The organism is Methanomassiliicoccus luminyensis B10 (assembly GCF_000308215.1).
Taxonomy (GTDB): domain Archaea; phylum Thermoplasmatota; class Thermoplasmata; order Methanomassiliicoccales; family Methanomassiliicoccaceae; genus Methanomassiliicoccus; species Methanomassiliicoccus luminyensis.
Genome location: NZ_CAJE01000012.1, coordinates 353,589 through 367,053, shown reverse-complemented (window position 1 = coordinate 367,053; position 13,465 = coordinate 353,589). Strand labels below are relative to the sequence as shown.

General features: G+C 58.5%; 9 protein-coding genes and 1 tRNA gene. 5 read left to right on the top strand and 5 right to left on the bottom strand.

Annotated features, from left to right (window positions below):
- Positions 1-45: 45 nt before the first annotated feature.
- The 3 genes from cobN to WYS_RS04750 are packed head-to-tail and all read right to left on the bottom strand — an operon-like array spanning position 46 to position 6,016.
- On the bottom strand, positions 46-3,885 hold the full coding sequence (gene cobN, locus WYS_RS04760) for a cobaltochelatase subunit CobN (RefSeq protein WP_019177024.1): 3,840 nt from the start codon (positions 3,883-3,885) through the stop codon (positions 46-48).
- Positions 3,876-4,943: a FecCD family ABC transporter permease gene (locus WYS_RS04755; RefSeq protein WP_019177023.1), complete on the bottom strand. Its 1,068-nt coding sequence runs from the start codon at positions 4,941-4,943 to the stop codon at positions 3,876-3,878. The genes cobN and WYS_RS04755 overlap by 10 nt, the downstream gene beginning before the upstream one ends.
- Complete coding sequence (locus WYS_RS04750; RefSeq protein WP_026068809.1) at positions 4,943-6,016, bottom strand: FecCD family ABC transporter permease; 1,074 nt, start codon at positions 6,014-6,016, stop codon at positions 4,943-4,945. Before WYS_RS04750 ends, WYS_RS04755 begins: the two co-directional genes overlap by 1 nt.
- A 206-nt stretch (positions 6,017-6,222) precedes the next feature.
- Here WYS_RS04750 and WYS_RS04745 point away from each other — a divergent pair, with 206 nt between their 5' ends.
- Positions 6,223-7,548 carry a hypothetical protein gene (locus WYS_RS04745; RefSeq protein ID WP_019177021.1) on the top strand — a complete coding sequence of 442 codons (1,326 nt, stop codon included), beginning with the start codon at positions 6,223-6,225 and terminating at the stop codon, positions 7,546-7,548.
- Between the two features lie 211 nt (positions 7,549-7,759).
- Here the strand turns inward: WYS_RS04745 and WYS_RS14430 are convergent, their stop codons facing one another.
- Positions 7,760-8,614, bottom strand: coding sequence for an ABC transporter ATP-binding protein (locus WYS_RS14430; RefSeq protein ID WP_019177020.1), 855 nt, complete (start codon positions 8,612-8,614; stop codon positions 7,760-7,762).
- A gap of 243 nt (positions 8,615-8,857) precedes the next feature.
- Here WYS_RS14430 and pheT point away from each other — a divergent pair, with 243 nt between their 5' ends.
- On the top strand, positions 8,858-10,516 hold the full coding sequence (gene pheT, locus WYS_RS04730) for a phenylalanine--tRNA ligase subunit beta (RefSeq protein WP_019177019.1): 1,659 nt from the start codon (positions 8,858-8,860) through the stop codon (positions 10,514-10,516).
- A 98-nt stretch (positions 10,517-10,614) separates the two neighbouring features.
- On the opposite strand, the gene WYS_RS04725 is transcribed toward pheT, so the two are convergent.
- The gene (locus tag WYS_RS04725) at positions 10,615-11,187 is read right to left on the bottom strand and encodes a flavodoxin domain-containing protein (protein ID WP_019177018.1); all 573 of its coding nucleotides are present in this window, start codon (positions 11,185-11,187) and stop codon (positions 10,615-10,617) included.
- A 187-nt stretch (positions 11,188-11,374) separates the two neighbouring features.
- Here WYS_RS04725 and WYS_RS04720 point away from each other — a divergent pair, with 187 nt between their 5' ends.
- The 3 genes from WYS_RS04720 to WYS_RS04710 all read left to right on the top strand — a co-directional run bounded on the left by WYS_RS04720 (position 11,375) and on the right by WYS_RS04710 (position 13,411).
- On the top strand, positions 11,375-12,274 hold the full coding sequence (locus WYS_RS04720) for an IS5 family transposase (RefSeq protein WP_026068807.1): 900 nt from the start codon (positions 11,375-11,377) through the stop codon (positions 12,272-12,274).
- 60 nt (positions 12,275-12,334) lie between these two features.
- Positions 12,335-12,421: transfer RNA gene (locus WYS_RS04715), tRNA-Ser, on the top strand.
- Positions 12,422-12,478: 57 nt separating this feature from the next.
- Positions 12,479-13,411 (top strand): bile acid:sodium symporter, encoded by a 933-nt coding sequence (locus tag WYS_RS04710; protein ID WP_019177016.1) that lies wholly within the window; start codon positions 12,479-12,481, stop codon positions 13,409-13,411.
- The last annotated feature ends 54 nt before the right edge of the window (positions 13,412-13,465 follow it).

The window sequence follows — 13,465 nt, the reverse complement described above, 5'->3', positions numbered from 1 at the left end:
ACTAGGTATGTAACTGTTCTCAGGGGAGTAAGCTAGAGGTCCGAACTACCGGTCGGATATCTCCTCCAGCCTCCCCTCCGCCTCTATGAACAGGTCCTTCAGCCTCTCCCTCATCTCGTCAGACGCGTCCCACAACCCCCTCTCTATGGCCTCCTGGAGCCTGCTGATAATGTTCATGAGGGCATGGGGATTGACATTCGTCATCCACTCCTTGGTCTCCTGATCAAGGGCGTATTTTTCGGCCAGCTGCTCGTACATCCAATCGTCAATGACGTCGGACGTGGCATCCCATCCAAATACATATTCGGTCAGGTTCGCCATCTCTGCGGCGCCGCGATACCCGTGCTCTTTCAGCCCGTTGATGAACTTGGGGTTGAGCACTTTGCTCCTGAACACGAACCTGCACTCCTCCTTGGTATCCCTGATCTTCAGCCTCTCGGGGTTGGACCCGTCCCCCATAACCGACATGGCATCAGGGTTCCCATACTGCCGCACGAACGCGTTGAGCCCCCCGAGATATCCGTATACATCATCCATGTCGAAAAGGTCGATCTCCCGGTCCGGCATGTTCTTAACAGTGACCGATACCTTGCCGAACCGCTTGATGAACTCATCCTTCATGGATTCCCCGTTGATGCCGCGGCCATAGGCGCAACTTCCCCAGGCGATATATATGTCCGCGAGATCCTTCACGGTCTCCCAGTCGCTGGACTCTATGGCGTGGTTCACGCCCGGACCGTAGGCCCCCGGCGGGCAGCCGAAGATCCTCACGGACGAACGCCGACGCACCTCGTCCACGGCGATCCCTTCCTGAAGGCCCTGTATTATGTCCCTTCTCAGATTTGCTGCCAAATAGTTCTCTTCATCGGTCTCGTCGAGGTCAGATATCAAGTGCACGGCGTCATCGATCATATCGATGAGATTGGGAAAGGTATCCCTGAACAATCCTGTAATGCGTACCGTGACATCGATCCGGGGCCTCTTCAGCTCAGAAGGGGGTATGATCTCAAGGTCGATGACCTGCCCCCCGGTGCGAGACCACACCGGCCGCACGCCCATGAGCCACAAGATATAGGCCACGTCATCTCCCCCTGTCTTCATGGTGTCCGTAGCCCAGATGATGAAGCCTATCTCCCGGGGATACGTCCCCTTCTCGCTGATGTAGTGCTCTATCATCTGATCCGCCATCCTCACCCCGGTGGCCCAGGATGCCGGGGTCGGTATGGAGTCGGGATCTATGCCGTAGTAGTTTCGCCCCATGGGCAGTATGTGGGCGTTGCCCCGGGTGGGGGCGCCAGAGGGTCCCGGCAGGACGTATTTGCCCTCGAACCCCCCCATCATGTGGGTGATCTCGTCGGACGTCCTCTTTAGGTTGGGGACCAGCGTTCCGCATATGTATCCCAAGACCGTCGTCAGGGACGGGGTCATGTTCGGGTGCCTCTCCCTGACGAACGAGACGCACCTGTCCGTGTCATAGTCCATCCCCCGCATTTCCGACAGGATGAGCTGGAGCTCATCGTCGACCCTGTCCAGCAGGGCGCTGTTGAGCTCGCCGGAACCCGACAGCTCGGACGGAGCGTTCAGGGCCGCGTCCGTGTCCACTCCCATGGTCTCACCGAGGGAGTCCCTGAGAGAAGGGACATCCCCGTTGGCCAGCCGGGTCAGGGAGTACACCGCCTCGTCCAAATGGTGCTCGCGCGGACATCTGCCCAGAACGTGCAGACCATCCCTCACCAAGGCGTCCTTGACCTCCGTGAGGTAGTCATGCAGCTTTCCCAGATGACCCTCGAAACTCTCTGGCCCGGTGCTATCGGGAACGTTCAGATCGTTGAGCAGGGAGGCTTTTCTCGAAGCCTCGTAGATCTGCTGCACCAATGTCCTTTTCCTGTCATCGGAGGCCGATGCCTTGCACTTGAAGTATTCCTGCAGGGGGACGTCCACGGCTGCGAGGTCGTCGTACTCGCCCGCCCTCGCCATCGTGGCGTTGAGATGCCCTATCAGCACCGCCTCGGACCTCCTTTTTGCCTGTATGCCCTCGCCGGGGTCATCGATGACGTAAGGGTAGATGTGAGGCATGGCGTTGAGAATGATGTCGGGGTAGCACTTGGAGGACATTCCGACGCTCTTGCCCGGCAGCCACTCCAATGTCCCATGGGTCCCCATGTGGACGACCGCGTGCGCGCCGAAATCGTACTGCAGCCAGCGGTAGTATTCCAGGTACTGGTGCGTGGCCGCCAGCACCGGATCGTGATATATCGAGCCGCTCTGCTCCGCCCATCCCCTCAGGGGCTGGTAGCCGATGAATACATTGCCGTTCCTCAGGCCTGGGATCACTATCTTCCCGCCCTCCACGCATATCTCTCCGGGAGGCTTTCCCCAACTTTCCATCATGGACCTTTTGTTGAAATCGGAAAGCTTGTCAAAATGTCCCCTGTACTCTCTCTCGCCGACGAGGTCCGCGGCTTTCCTGGTTATCTCTCCGGGGGGCATCCAGTTGAAATCATTGGTCACGTTCTCCAGTATCTCGTCTATCAGCTCCCTGCTGGACCCGGGAACGTGGTCCAGGGAGTATCCCAGGTCCCTCATCGTCTTCAGCATCTCGTAGACGCTCTCGATGACATCCAAAGAGGCGGCGTTGCCTATGCGGCCGGAGTCTGGCCTGGACTGGTACATAAGGATCGCCACTTTCCTCTCGGACACGGGCGTCCTGCCCAGCCTCGCCCAGTTGTACGCAAGCGCCGCGATATGCTCTATGCGGTCCTGGATCGGGGCGGTCCTCCTCACGGACTTGGGAGAGTCGGTGGAGCAACCTATCGGGACAGCGATGATCTGTCCGTCGACCTCCGGCCACGCCACCTGCGAGGACACCTCGGCCTTGGTCATGTCCGCGGTACATTCCTCATAGTCGCGGTAATGCCCGGTGACCGTCATGGCCTGGATTACGGGCACGTTCATCTCGCGCCTGAAAAAGTTCTCCTCGTCGGGCGTGAACATGCCGGAGGTCTTTTTGGAATTGGCGAGCTGCGAGAATGGGGAGTTGATTATCAGCACGTCCACCCGCGGCCTCCCCTCGTCCATGAAGTAGCGCTCGCATACGTCCGCGGTGCTGCACAGGTCCGTTGACGAGCTCACGGCGGCGGAGAAGAAGATGGGAATCACGTTCATGCCCCTCCCTTCCAGCTCCCTTATCAGGACGTCGATGTACTCCAGGTTGTCGTACACCCACACGTTCCCCATCATCATTATGCCTGCCGTGGGAGCATCCTTCTTCAGATGTCTCAGGTACTCCTCGAAGGAAACATCCTTGTCGAAATCAGGGTGATATATCCCATCGGGCCTCTGCTTCACTGGCTCCGGAAGCTGATAGTCCGGGTCGATCTGGGCCTTGTACGCCCAGAGGATAATGCCCTTGTCGTTAAGGTGGCCCCTGTACCCAAAGTATTTGCACAGAATGAAGAAGTCCTGGTCTGAACCATTGAAGAGGTCGCGATAAAGGAGCCGCACCTCCGCATTGCCGGAGAAAAGCAATACGCGGCCCTTGATGGACCTCAGCACGGCCTCGTACCTTTCGAACCACTTGAACTTGCCGGGATCGGACATGCACCTGATGAAGACGAAGTCGGCCCCCTCGGTGGCGGCCACCAGCCTCTGGTACATGAGAACGTCCTCGTCCACGTCTGCTGCGTTGGCGCAAAAGAGGTCTATGTTGATGCCCAGCTCTTCCTCGACTTCGCTGACCGGCCCGACCAGCATCTTAGCGTCGGTGCTCTGTATGGAAAGGTTCACTATTCTCATTCGCCGGCCGACCGTCCCGCCAGCATTGCCCTCTTCGAGGATATCTCCAGACATAGCATACTCCTTGTCTTCAGGCCCGGCTACTTCCATGCGGACTTTTTCTGTTTTATTAGCACGTAGATGAATGTGGGACCGCCGACCACAGCACATATGACTCCCACTGGGAGCCCGGTCTGGCCTGCCACCTTGGCTATGGAATCCATCACCATCAGGAAGAGCGCGCCGAAGCAGGCGGAGGTGGGGATCAGGTACTTGTTGTTCGATCCGATGAATATCCTGACCATGTGCGGCACTATCAGCCCCACGAAGCCTATGGTCCCGGTGAAGCACACGATGGCAGAGGTGACCAGCGCCACCACCACCAGACTTGCCATCATAAGCCTGTTGGTGTTCACGCCCAAGGAGGTGGCGCCCTTGTTCCCCATCGCCAGGATGTTGAGATTTCTTGAGAGATACCAAAGCGCCGCTATGCCTGCCGCCACGAATATCAATACGATGGGGATGTTATCCCAGCTCGCCTTGCCCAGGGTCCCCACCCTCCATTGATATACTTCCGAGAGACTGGTGGGGTCAGCCACGACCATGAGCATCGTGGTCACCGCGCTGAACACGTACATGACCGCTATGCCGGAAAGGATCATCATCGTGGGCGTGGTCTTCTTGAACCTGATTACTAGCAGGATGACGGCCACGGGTATCAGGGACAGAGCGAAGGCGTTGATGATCGTAGCGGACTCGCCAGTGATCGAGGGGATTATGCATATGCCGCTTATTATCGATAGGGCCGCGCCCAGGGATGCGCCGGACGATATGCCCATTGTGTATGGTTCCGCCAGCGGGTTCCTGAGAGCGCTTTGCATGACCGCGCCCCCTATCGCCAGGCCAGAACCAGCCAGCGCGGCCATTATGGCCCGGGGGAGACGGTAGTTCCATATTATAATGTCCTTCATGCGGTCGCTCGCGGGGTTCCCGAGCAGTCGATCGAAGACGATCTGGTACGATTCCAGGAAGCCTATGGGGTACTCCCCCACAGAAATAGTGATGCCGAAGACGACGAAGGCCAGGGCAAGGACGATAAGGGCGAAGAGGACCTTCCTGGAGGTTCTGGAAGTATAGTCCTTCTTGAAGTCCTCGAAATCCTGGTACATCAATAGACCTCCCCGTAGCCTTTATTTTTGAAGAGGATGAGCAGAAGGAATATCGGGCTGCCTATGAATGCCATGACCACCCCGACCGGTATCTCGCTGGATACCGAGACCGTCCGGGCCACCAGGTCGGCAACCAGCAGTATGAGCGCTCCTACTATCATCGACGCTGGGGCGACGAACCTGTTGTCGGATCCAATGACCAGCCGGACGATGTGGGGGGCCACCAGCCCCACGAACCCGATTATGCCGGTGAAGCTGATGACGGAGGCCACCATCACCGAGAGGATGAGCATACACACGGTCCGGTACTGGTCCACATTCAGCCCCAGGCTCTTGGCGTTGTTGTCCCCCAAGGTCATCAGATTGAGGTTTTTTGCCGTGTACATTATGAATATAGAGCATAGGACGGTCACGATTAGCATGAGGGGGACATCAGCCCACGTCACGCCCACTAAGGAGCCAACTTGCCACAGGTAGGCCGCCTGGAGCGTGTCAGCGTCGGTCGTGACCATGAGCAGGGTGACCATGGCATTGAAGAAATACGATATGGCTGTTCCCACCAGCACGAGGGTAGCGGGGGAAGCGTCGACATATCTGGATATGAGGATGACCATGAACGCGGGGATGAGAGAAAAGAGGAACGCGTTGGTCACTATCCCATATTGCCCAGCTATGGTAGAGAAGGAGACCCCCGCGACGATGGCCGCCACCGCACCGAAGCATGCACCGGAGGCTATGCCGGTAGTATACGGCTCCGCCAGGGGATTGGCCATCATGCTCTGCATGATTGTCCCGCCCAGTGCCAGGGAGGTCCCAGCGATGATCGCCACCGCTATTCGGGGCATTACGGAGTTCCATATGAAGTAATCTTGCCACCACGTGGGGCTCCTTACTGGATAAGTTACTCCCGTGATGTGGTTGTATATCAGGGTATACGTTTCCATCAGCGAAAGGCTTTGGCCCACATTGCAGGCCAATCCTATGATGGCGATTATGGAGACCAAGCACGCTGATATGAACACGATCTTCCGCAAGACGTGCCTGCGATAATCTTCCTTAATATCATCGCTCAATGGACTTCCTCACCGGCAGGTCATCCAAATAGAATGGGTAATTGGATGATTAATCCAACCAAAACAAGTAGTTGATATAAAAAACTGATGAGCGGTGCACTTATCGATATCGAGAGGTAACGAAAATGGTCGTATCTGGGCAAGCGCAGATAGGATTATATATCCAATAAAACATGAAGAGTTGGATTATACATCCAAGTGGTGCCATGAATACAAAGATCATAGCAGTGATCCTAGTGGTGGTCCTCGCCGGGACGGGAGTAGGCGCCTACCTCCTGATGAATCAGGGGTCGGCAACCCTGGCGAAGGTCGATGCCCCATTATCGATATACGGAAATGCTGATAACGACTACAAGATAGACGAAGATGATGTCTCAACAGTGGAGAAGATCATCAGTGGAGAACTCAAAGCAAATGAGTACCCTCTTGCCGACGCGAACTATGATGGGGCCGTCGACAGCAAGGACGTCGACCATCTGCGCGACATGATTGACAAGAAAAAGGGCATAACTGTATACGTTTTTGATGCCTCAGGTGCCACCGTGGGCATAGAGTATCCTCTGGAGCACATAGTTCCTGTGGGCACGAACCTTATATCTACGATAATACAGATTGGCGGTGCCCAAACGGTGGTCGGGTACACGAAGACCAACTATGGTGTGGCCCACAGTCCGATCCTGAACAACGCCGTACAATTAGGAGGGGGCATTTTTGACCTCGATACTGACGACTCCATAAATGCCTTCAAGAATCTTGACGCAAGCATAGATGGAGGCATCGATGCGGTCGTGACCCAGAACTCAGATTCCTATCTAAAGAAGTCCGCGTCATTTTTGGAGGGCGCCGAGGTGACCATCCTCCGGTTTGACACTGCTGAAGGACTGAGCTCCATAGATGGGGCACTTACCATCGGATATCTCTTGGGCGAGGACTGCGAGAAGCAGGCCATAAATTATGCGCTGATGTCGTACGAGATCCTGGACGAGATCAAGGAAAAGCTGAAGGAAGTTGATCCCGCTGATGTCAAGACTTCCTTCTCCGTCACCATGGGCTATTATGTTGCAAGGATCGATTCGGACTACACTGGACTTACTGCTCTGGCAGGTTCTCCCACCGTATGCACGCTCGAAGGCGATGGGTCCGCGAAGATGGATCAGGGGGACGAATACTACAAGGCGTGGAACGCTGACTACATCGTCAGCTATCGCACCTTGGACTATAGCATAGACTATCTGGACATGACCAAGGGCAAGACCATGACCCCTGTTGATACCTGGAAGGCGTACATGACCTATTTCGATGAGTTGGACTGCTACGAGAACCTGATATACATCAACTCGAGCATACCCGTAGTGTGCAGGATCGCGTATCTGGCAGAGGTTTTCTATCCCGAGATATTCGGAGACGGGTACGGAGACTCTGTCCACCAGGAATTCGTGGACACGTTCATGTCGTACCTCGGCGATGACTTCGACGTTTCCCAGGATATGACCACGCTCATAACCTACGACATGGTCAAGGACAGCCTCTGAGCGGCCTCAACGCGGCCCTGGGGCCGCACCTTCCTATTCTTTCTCTATTATTGATTTTGATACAGGGCGGAACGATGTTTTTCCATAGTGGCAATTCATTTTGACGTCTAGAATGGAGAATTATGTGGCGGCCCCGTCGATACAGATGTATGTATCGGCTGGTCTCCCACTGCGTGCCTACAAATCGGCGCTAATGTTTCATCGAGCTAGGTCAATGTGCCTCTGCGCGGGGCCCCTCATCGACCGCCTTGACTGTCGACACCATACTGTAGTCGCCGTGCTCGCTAACCTCGGCGTCGAACTCCTTGTCCCTGACGATCAAGTGAGGCCTTCCTTCGTCCTGGATCACCCGGGAGTCCACACCATACACGGCTTTGATGTTGGCTTCGGTCATGACCTCTTCCGGACTGCCGGTGGAAAAAATGCTCCCTTCGTGCATCATGATCATCGTGTCGGAGTACTTCGCTGCTATGTTGAGGTCGTGGCTGATCATGATGACGGTTATCCCTTTGTTGCGCGAAAGGTCCCTCAGCATACGGGTAACCTCCATCTGGTGCTTGATGTCCAAATTGGCCGTGGGCTCATCGAGGAGCAGGGTTTTGGGTTCCTGCACGAGACCGCGGGCCAGCATTACCTTCTGATGCTGGCCTGCGCTGAGCTCGTCAAAGGGCCTCATGGCCAGATGGTGTATGCCTAGCGATTTCAGGGCGTCGTACACTATCTCCAAGTCCTTTTCTGTGGACTTCCATCCGCTGTGCGGGTGCCTCCCCATGAGGACCGTGTCCACTACTGTCAGGGGAAAAGCGTCGCTGGAAGAATAGGGGACGTACCCCATGACCTTCGCCAGCTCCTTCAATGTGTATTTCTTTACGTCGATATCATCGATATATACGGAACCTGAAGAAGGCTCCAATATCTTGTTGATACAGTGGATCAGCGTGGACTTCCCCACGCCGTTGGGGCCTATGATAGAGACCAGCTGCGCGCCCTGAATGTCCAGGCGCACATCTTTCAGCACAGGAACGCTGGAGTAGCTGAAACATATCCCGTCGATGTTAACTCTCATGGACCTCACAACAGTTGGATGTATACTCCCACTATGTAGTGCGGTCCGGATATATTAACCATCGCGGGATGTTGCCGGTCCTGTTGAGACCTGCTCCCGGCGAGGAGACCCCCCGTCATGAGCGAACAGATGTACCTCATGTTCGAAACCAATCCGCGGGTCCAAAGTTCACGCACGGTGACATTCACGCTTCCCGCCGGAGGACGGAATGATTCAAATATAGTCTTCCCCATCGCATCGTCGATGCCAGTAGTTACCTTCGGCTACGATGACCTGACCGGCCTGCTGGGCCGGGAGGTGAGCGTGGACACCCTGCTGGAGCGGGTCCCCCAGCTGGGAGCGGACGTGCACTCATATGATGAGGCTACCAGGGAGATCTCCATAGAGTTCTTCCCCGACCGCCCGGACCTCTACTGCGTCGAGGGCGCCGCCAGGGCGCTGCGGACCTTTCTGGGCTTCGAGAAGGGGCTGACCAGGTACCCCGTCGAACCCTCTGGCATTGTCCTTAAAAGAGATCCCAGTGTGGTCCCCGTCAGGCCGCAGGTGGTGGCCGGGGTGGTCAATGACATCGTCATGTCCGACGAGCTCATACGCTCCCTGATGGAGCTGCAGGAGAAGCTGCACCTCACCATGGGGCGGAAGAGGGCCAAAGTATCCATCGGCGTGCATGACCTAGATCACGTCCGCGCGCCGTTCACATACAAGGCGGTGGACCCCCGTTCGGTGAAGTTCATCCCGTTGGCCAAGACCGAGAAGTGGGACCTGCAGGAGATCTTGGAGAGGCACGAGAAAGGCATCGACTACGCCTACATCCTGAAGGGCATGGACAAGTACCCCCTCCTGGTAGACAAGGACGGCCGGGTGCTGTCGTTCCCGCCGATCATCAACGGGACCCTCACCACCGTTACAGAAGAGACCCGTAACGTTTTCATCGATGTTACCGGGACGGACCACCACGCCGTCTCCGGCGCCCTCAACATCGTGGCCACCGCCATGGCGGAGAGGGGCGGGAAGGTCCGCTCGGTAGTGGTGGATCTAGGGGACAGGAAGATCGTGACGCCGGACCTGGAGCCCCGGCCTTGGACGCTGAAGGTCGCCGATGCCAATGCCTGGCTGGGGACCGATCTGAGCGCCCAGCAGACGGCCGAGGCGCTGGAGAAGATGGGGTACGGCGCCACACCGGAGGGCGACGTGGTGAAGGCCCTGGTCCCCGCCACCCGCCTGGACATGCTCCATCCCGTGGACCTGATGGAGGATGTTGCCAAGGGCTACGGGTACGAGAAGTTCGGCAGGTCGCTGCCGGCGATCCAGACCTTCGGCTCCGAGCTCAAGAGCAACAAGGCCGCTGATGTGGTGCGCAATCTCATGATCGGGTACGGGTTCCTTGAGGTCACCACCCTGACGCTCACCTCCGAGGATGACCAGTTCCGGAAGATGCGCCTCCCGCCCGGCGAAGTGGTGGAGGTACTGAACCCCATCAGCGAGGACCACACCTGCCTGCGGGTCTCCCTGCTCCCCAGCCTCATGGTGGTGCTGCGCCGCAACAAGCACCGGGACCTGCCCCAGCGGCTGTTCGAGGTCGGGGACGTGCTCGCCGGGGCCAAGAGGCGCAAGCACCTCGCCGCCGTCAGCATATCTTCCAAGGCATCGTTCACCGAGATCAAATCGTTGGTGGAGAGCGCGCTCAGGGACCTGTCGGTGAAGTCCACGGTCCGCCCCTCGGCGTCCGGGGCATATCTCGACGGCCGCGGAGCGGACGTAGTGGTGGCCGACAAGATCATTGGCTCGTTCGGCGAACTCCATCCCGAGGTCATAGAGAACTTCGAGCTCGGGTACCCCATCGCGGCGTTCGAGCTGGATGTGGCGGCGGTCACCGAGGGTAAGCTCGAAAGGCTGGCGTGATCCCCCGATCCCCGCCGCGAGCGTGGCCCGCGGCCATTGCCATAATCCCTCTTTTCCGAGGTGCTGGGGCGTTCCCGCTTTCTTCCAGTCCCTGAGCCTTATACTGGCTTGGCCGCATTTATGATCGGATCGAGCTGTGCGGGCTTAGGGTCGCTGGATCTCTCCGAGACCTCTCCCGGTTCCTCCATATCTTCCAAGAACTCCCTGGTGTATTCCTTGGCGGCGCTCGGCGCGTCCTCTCTCAGGGGCCCCCACATACCCTTGACCGGCAGGTGGCACAGCTCCTCACGGGCCCTGATGCCGCGCCCGGCGCACTGCTTCCTCATGCTCTGCGCGGCGGTCGCTTCCTTCTGCTCCACTACGGCCATCCACATGACCTGCTGATTGGGCTTCTTCGGCATCGGCCCCAGGGTGTCGAACAGGACCACCGGCCGGCCGTTCCAGTATGAGGCGTCCATGCTCTCGATGAACTCCCTGGCCCCCTTGGTGTGCGTGCCGCCCCGGGTGGGCGAGCCTATGAAGATGCAATCTCCGCTGGTCGGCGGGACGCCCCCGTCCTTGATGGACACGATCTCGACCTCGTGCCCTCTCTCCCTCAACCGCTCGGCTATGGCTTCCGCGGCCGCCTTGGTGCTGCCGTGGACCGTGTCATAAGCGATGAACCCCTTCATCCTGTCCCCTCCTCGAACCTGGGCCGGGCCGGACCGCTCGGCAGCAGAATTGGTTCTTTCTCCGGTCTAATAAAAATAGTGCAGACGAGCGGGGCCGGCGGACCAACTGTGTTGACTAATTCGGGAGAAGGGCGCGCGTCAGAGGTCTTTTCAGCGTTGCGCTCGCAATGCTGGTTTGGCGAAAAACATGACGCGCGAGAATGCATTGGAACGACGATTAGAAAGAGATTGGGGAGCGATCGATGCACAGCACGTCGCCAGCGGGCGACGGCTCATGGACCGGGCCTGGGTGCGACACTGGCACGACGAGCTGGAGGCGATGAACTCGGGCAAGCGGGGGAGGCCGTATCGCTTCCCTCGTTCGCTGGTACGCTTCGCTTCGCGGCTGCGCTCGTCGTCGCGGCTGGGCCTGCGCCGTCTGCAGGGGGCGCTGGCCTCGCTGCTCGGCTCGTTCGGCCTTGAAGCGCCGGACTACACCACGCTGCGAAAGCGATTGCTGCTGGACGAGGACGAACTGACGGTGCCGCGATCGAAGGAGCACGTCCTGACTATCAACAGTACCGGCCTCGCCGTGTCGCGGCGAGGCGAATGGCTGCGCGGTCGGAACAGAGGCTTCGTCAAGCTGCACGCCGCGGTCGATGTGGCTTCTGGAGCGTTCGCCTCGTATGTAGTTACGGACGAACGCACCGGCGACGCTCGCTTGCTGCCGACGCTGGTCCGTCAGGCGCAGGAGAGTCTGGACGGCCGAGTGGTGAAGGTGCTGGCGGACGCCGCTTATGATGCTCGGGCCAACTTCGACTTCTTGGACTTGCAAGGCATCGAGGCGGGCATCAACGTGCGGAGGAGAGCGAACGCCAAGATGCAGGGAGGGAGCATGGCTCGGTCTCGCGTCGTGCGCGAGATCAAGCGCGTCGGCGTGGAGGTCTGGAAGTGCGAGCACGGCTATTCGGATCGGTGGACGATCGAGCGGACTTTCGGGGGCTTCAAGCGCATGTTCGACGACGCGATCAGCTCGCGCAGTCTCGACACGATGCGCTCGGAGATCGAGCGCAACGTCATCGCGTACAACGCGATGTTGCTGAATTAGTCAACACGGTTCGGCGGACCGGAACGCTTAATATCATCCAGGCGCCTGGCCGGACCTGTTGCCGAGGTAGCCAAGCCCGGATCACGGCGCCAGCCTTGAGAGCTGGTGGTGCCCTGCACTACGGGAGTTCGAATCTCCCCCTCGGCGCTCTCTTTTCCGGTTCGCGTCTGAAAGTACTAATCCCGGACCGGCGTTACCGCGGTCGTGAGCATCAAGGAGTTCATGGGCAACAATGCCCTCATGATGATCGCCGGGTTCATCGTGGCCATGCTCTTCGGCGGCTTTCCCGAAGCGTACCCTCGCATGAACAAGGACCTGGCCATGCTCTCCCTGATGGTCATGATGACCTTCTCGCTGTGCAGCCTGCGGCTAGGCGGCCTGAACGTCCGGAAGCACACCGGGGCGGTGTGGAGGGCCTTCCTGCTGTCGTTCGTTCTGTCGACCGGCACCACCATCCTGATGGCCTTCCTGTTCACGGGGGACATCCGCAGCGGGTGGATAATAGAGGCCGCGGTGCCGTCCGCGGTGTCGGTGATCCCGTTCGTGGTCCTTCTCAGAGGCGACGCGGAGGCTACCCTGGTGTCCTCGGCGGCCCTGTACATCATCGCCCTCGCATTGACCCCGGTCCTCACGCTCCTGTTCATCGGCCACGCCGTGGACCCCCTCACCCTTCTTTGGTACGTGGCCATGCTCATCGTCATCCCCCTGGCTCTCTCCCGCCCCCTGAGGAGGGCGCCCATCGGCTCCGAGGGGAGGCATATCGCTATCAACCTGGCCTTCTTCTGCCTGGTCATCGCCGTGTGCGGGTCCAATCGTGGCGCCTTCTTCGGCGACCCAGCCCTGGTCCTCCCCCTGCTGGCGGTGGCCATCGTTCGCACTTTCGGCATCGGCATCGCTCTGGACCGCTTCATGCGGTGGAAAGGGATGCCCCGGGAGGAGCGCGTCTCCGGCGCTCTGTTCGCCACCCACAAGAACACCGGCATGGCAGCGGCCCTAGCCATTGCCCTCATCGGCGACGCGGCCGCCCTCCCTGCCGCGGTATGCATGACCGTGGACATCGCCTGGCTGATCTATGTCAGCAGGTTCATGTTCCCGCCCGCTCCCACAGCGGCCGCGCTGGCCTCCGCGCCCTCATGATGTGGCCTTCAGGTTACAGCTTTATCTAGGCCTAGGAAATATATCACTACGGGA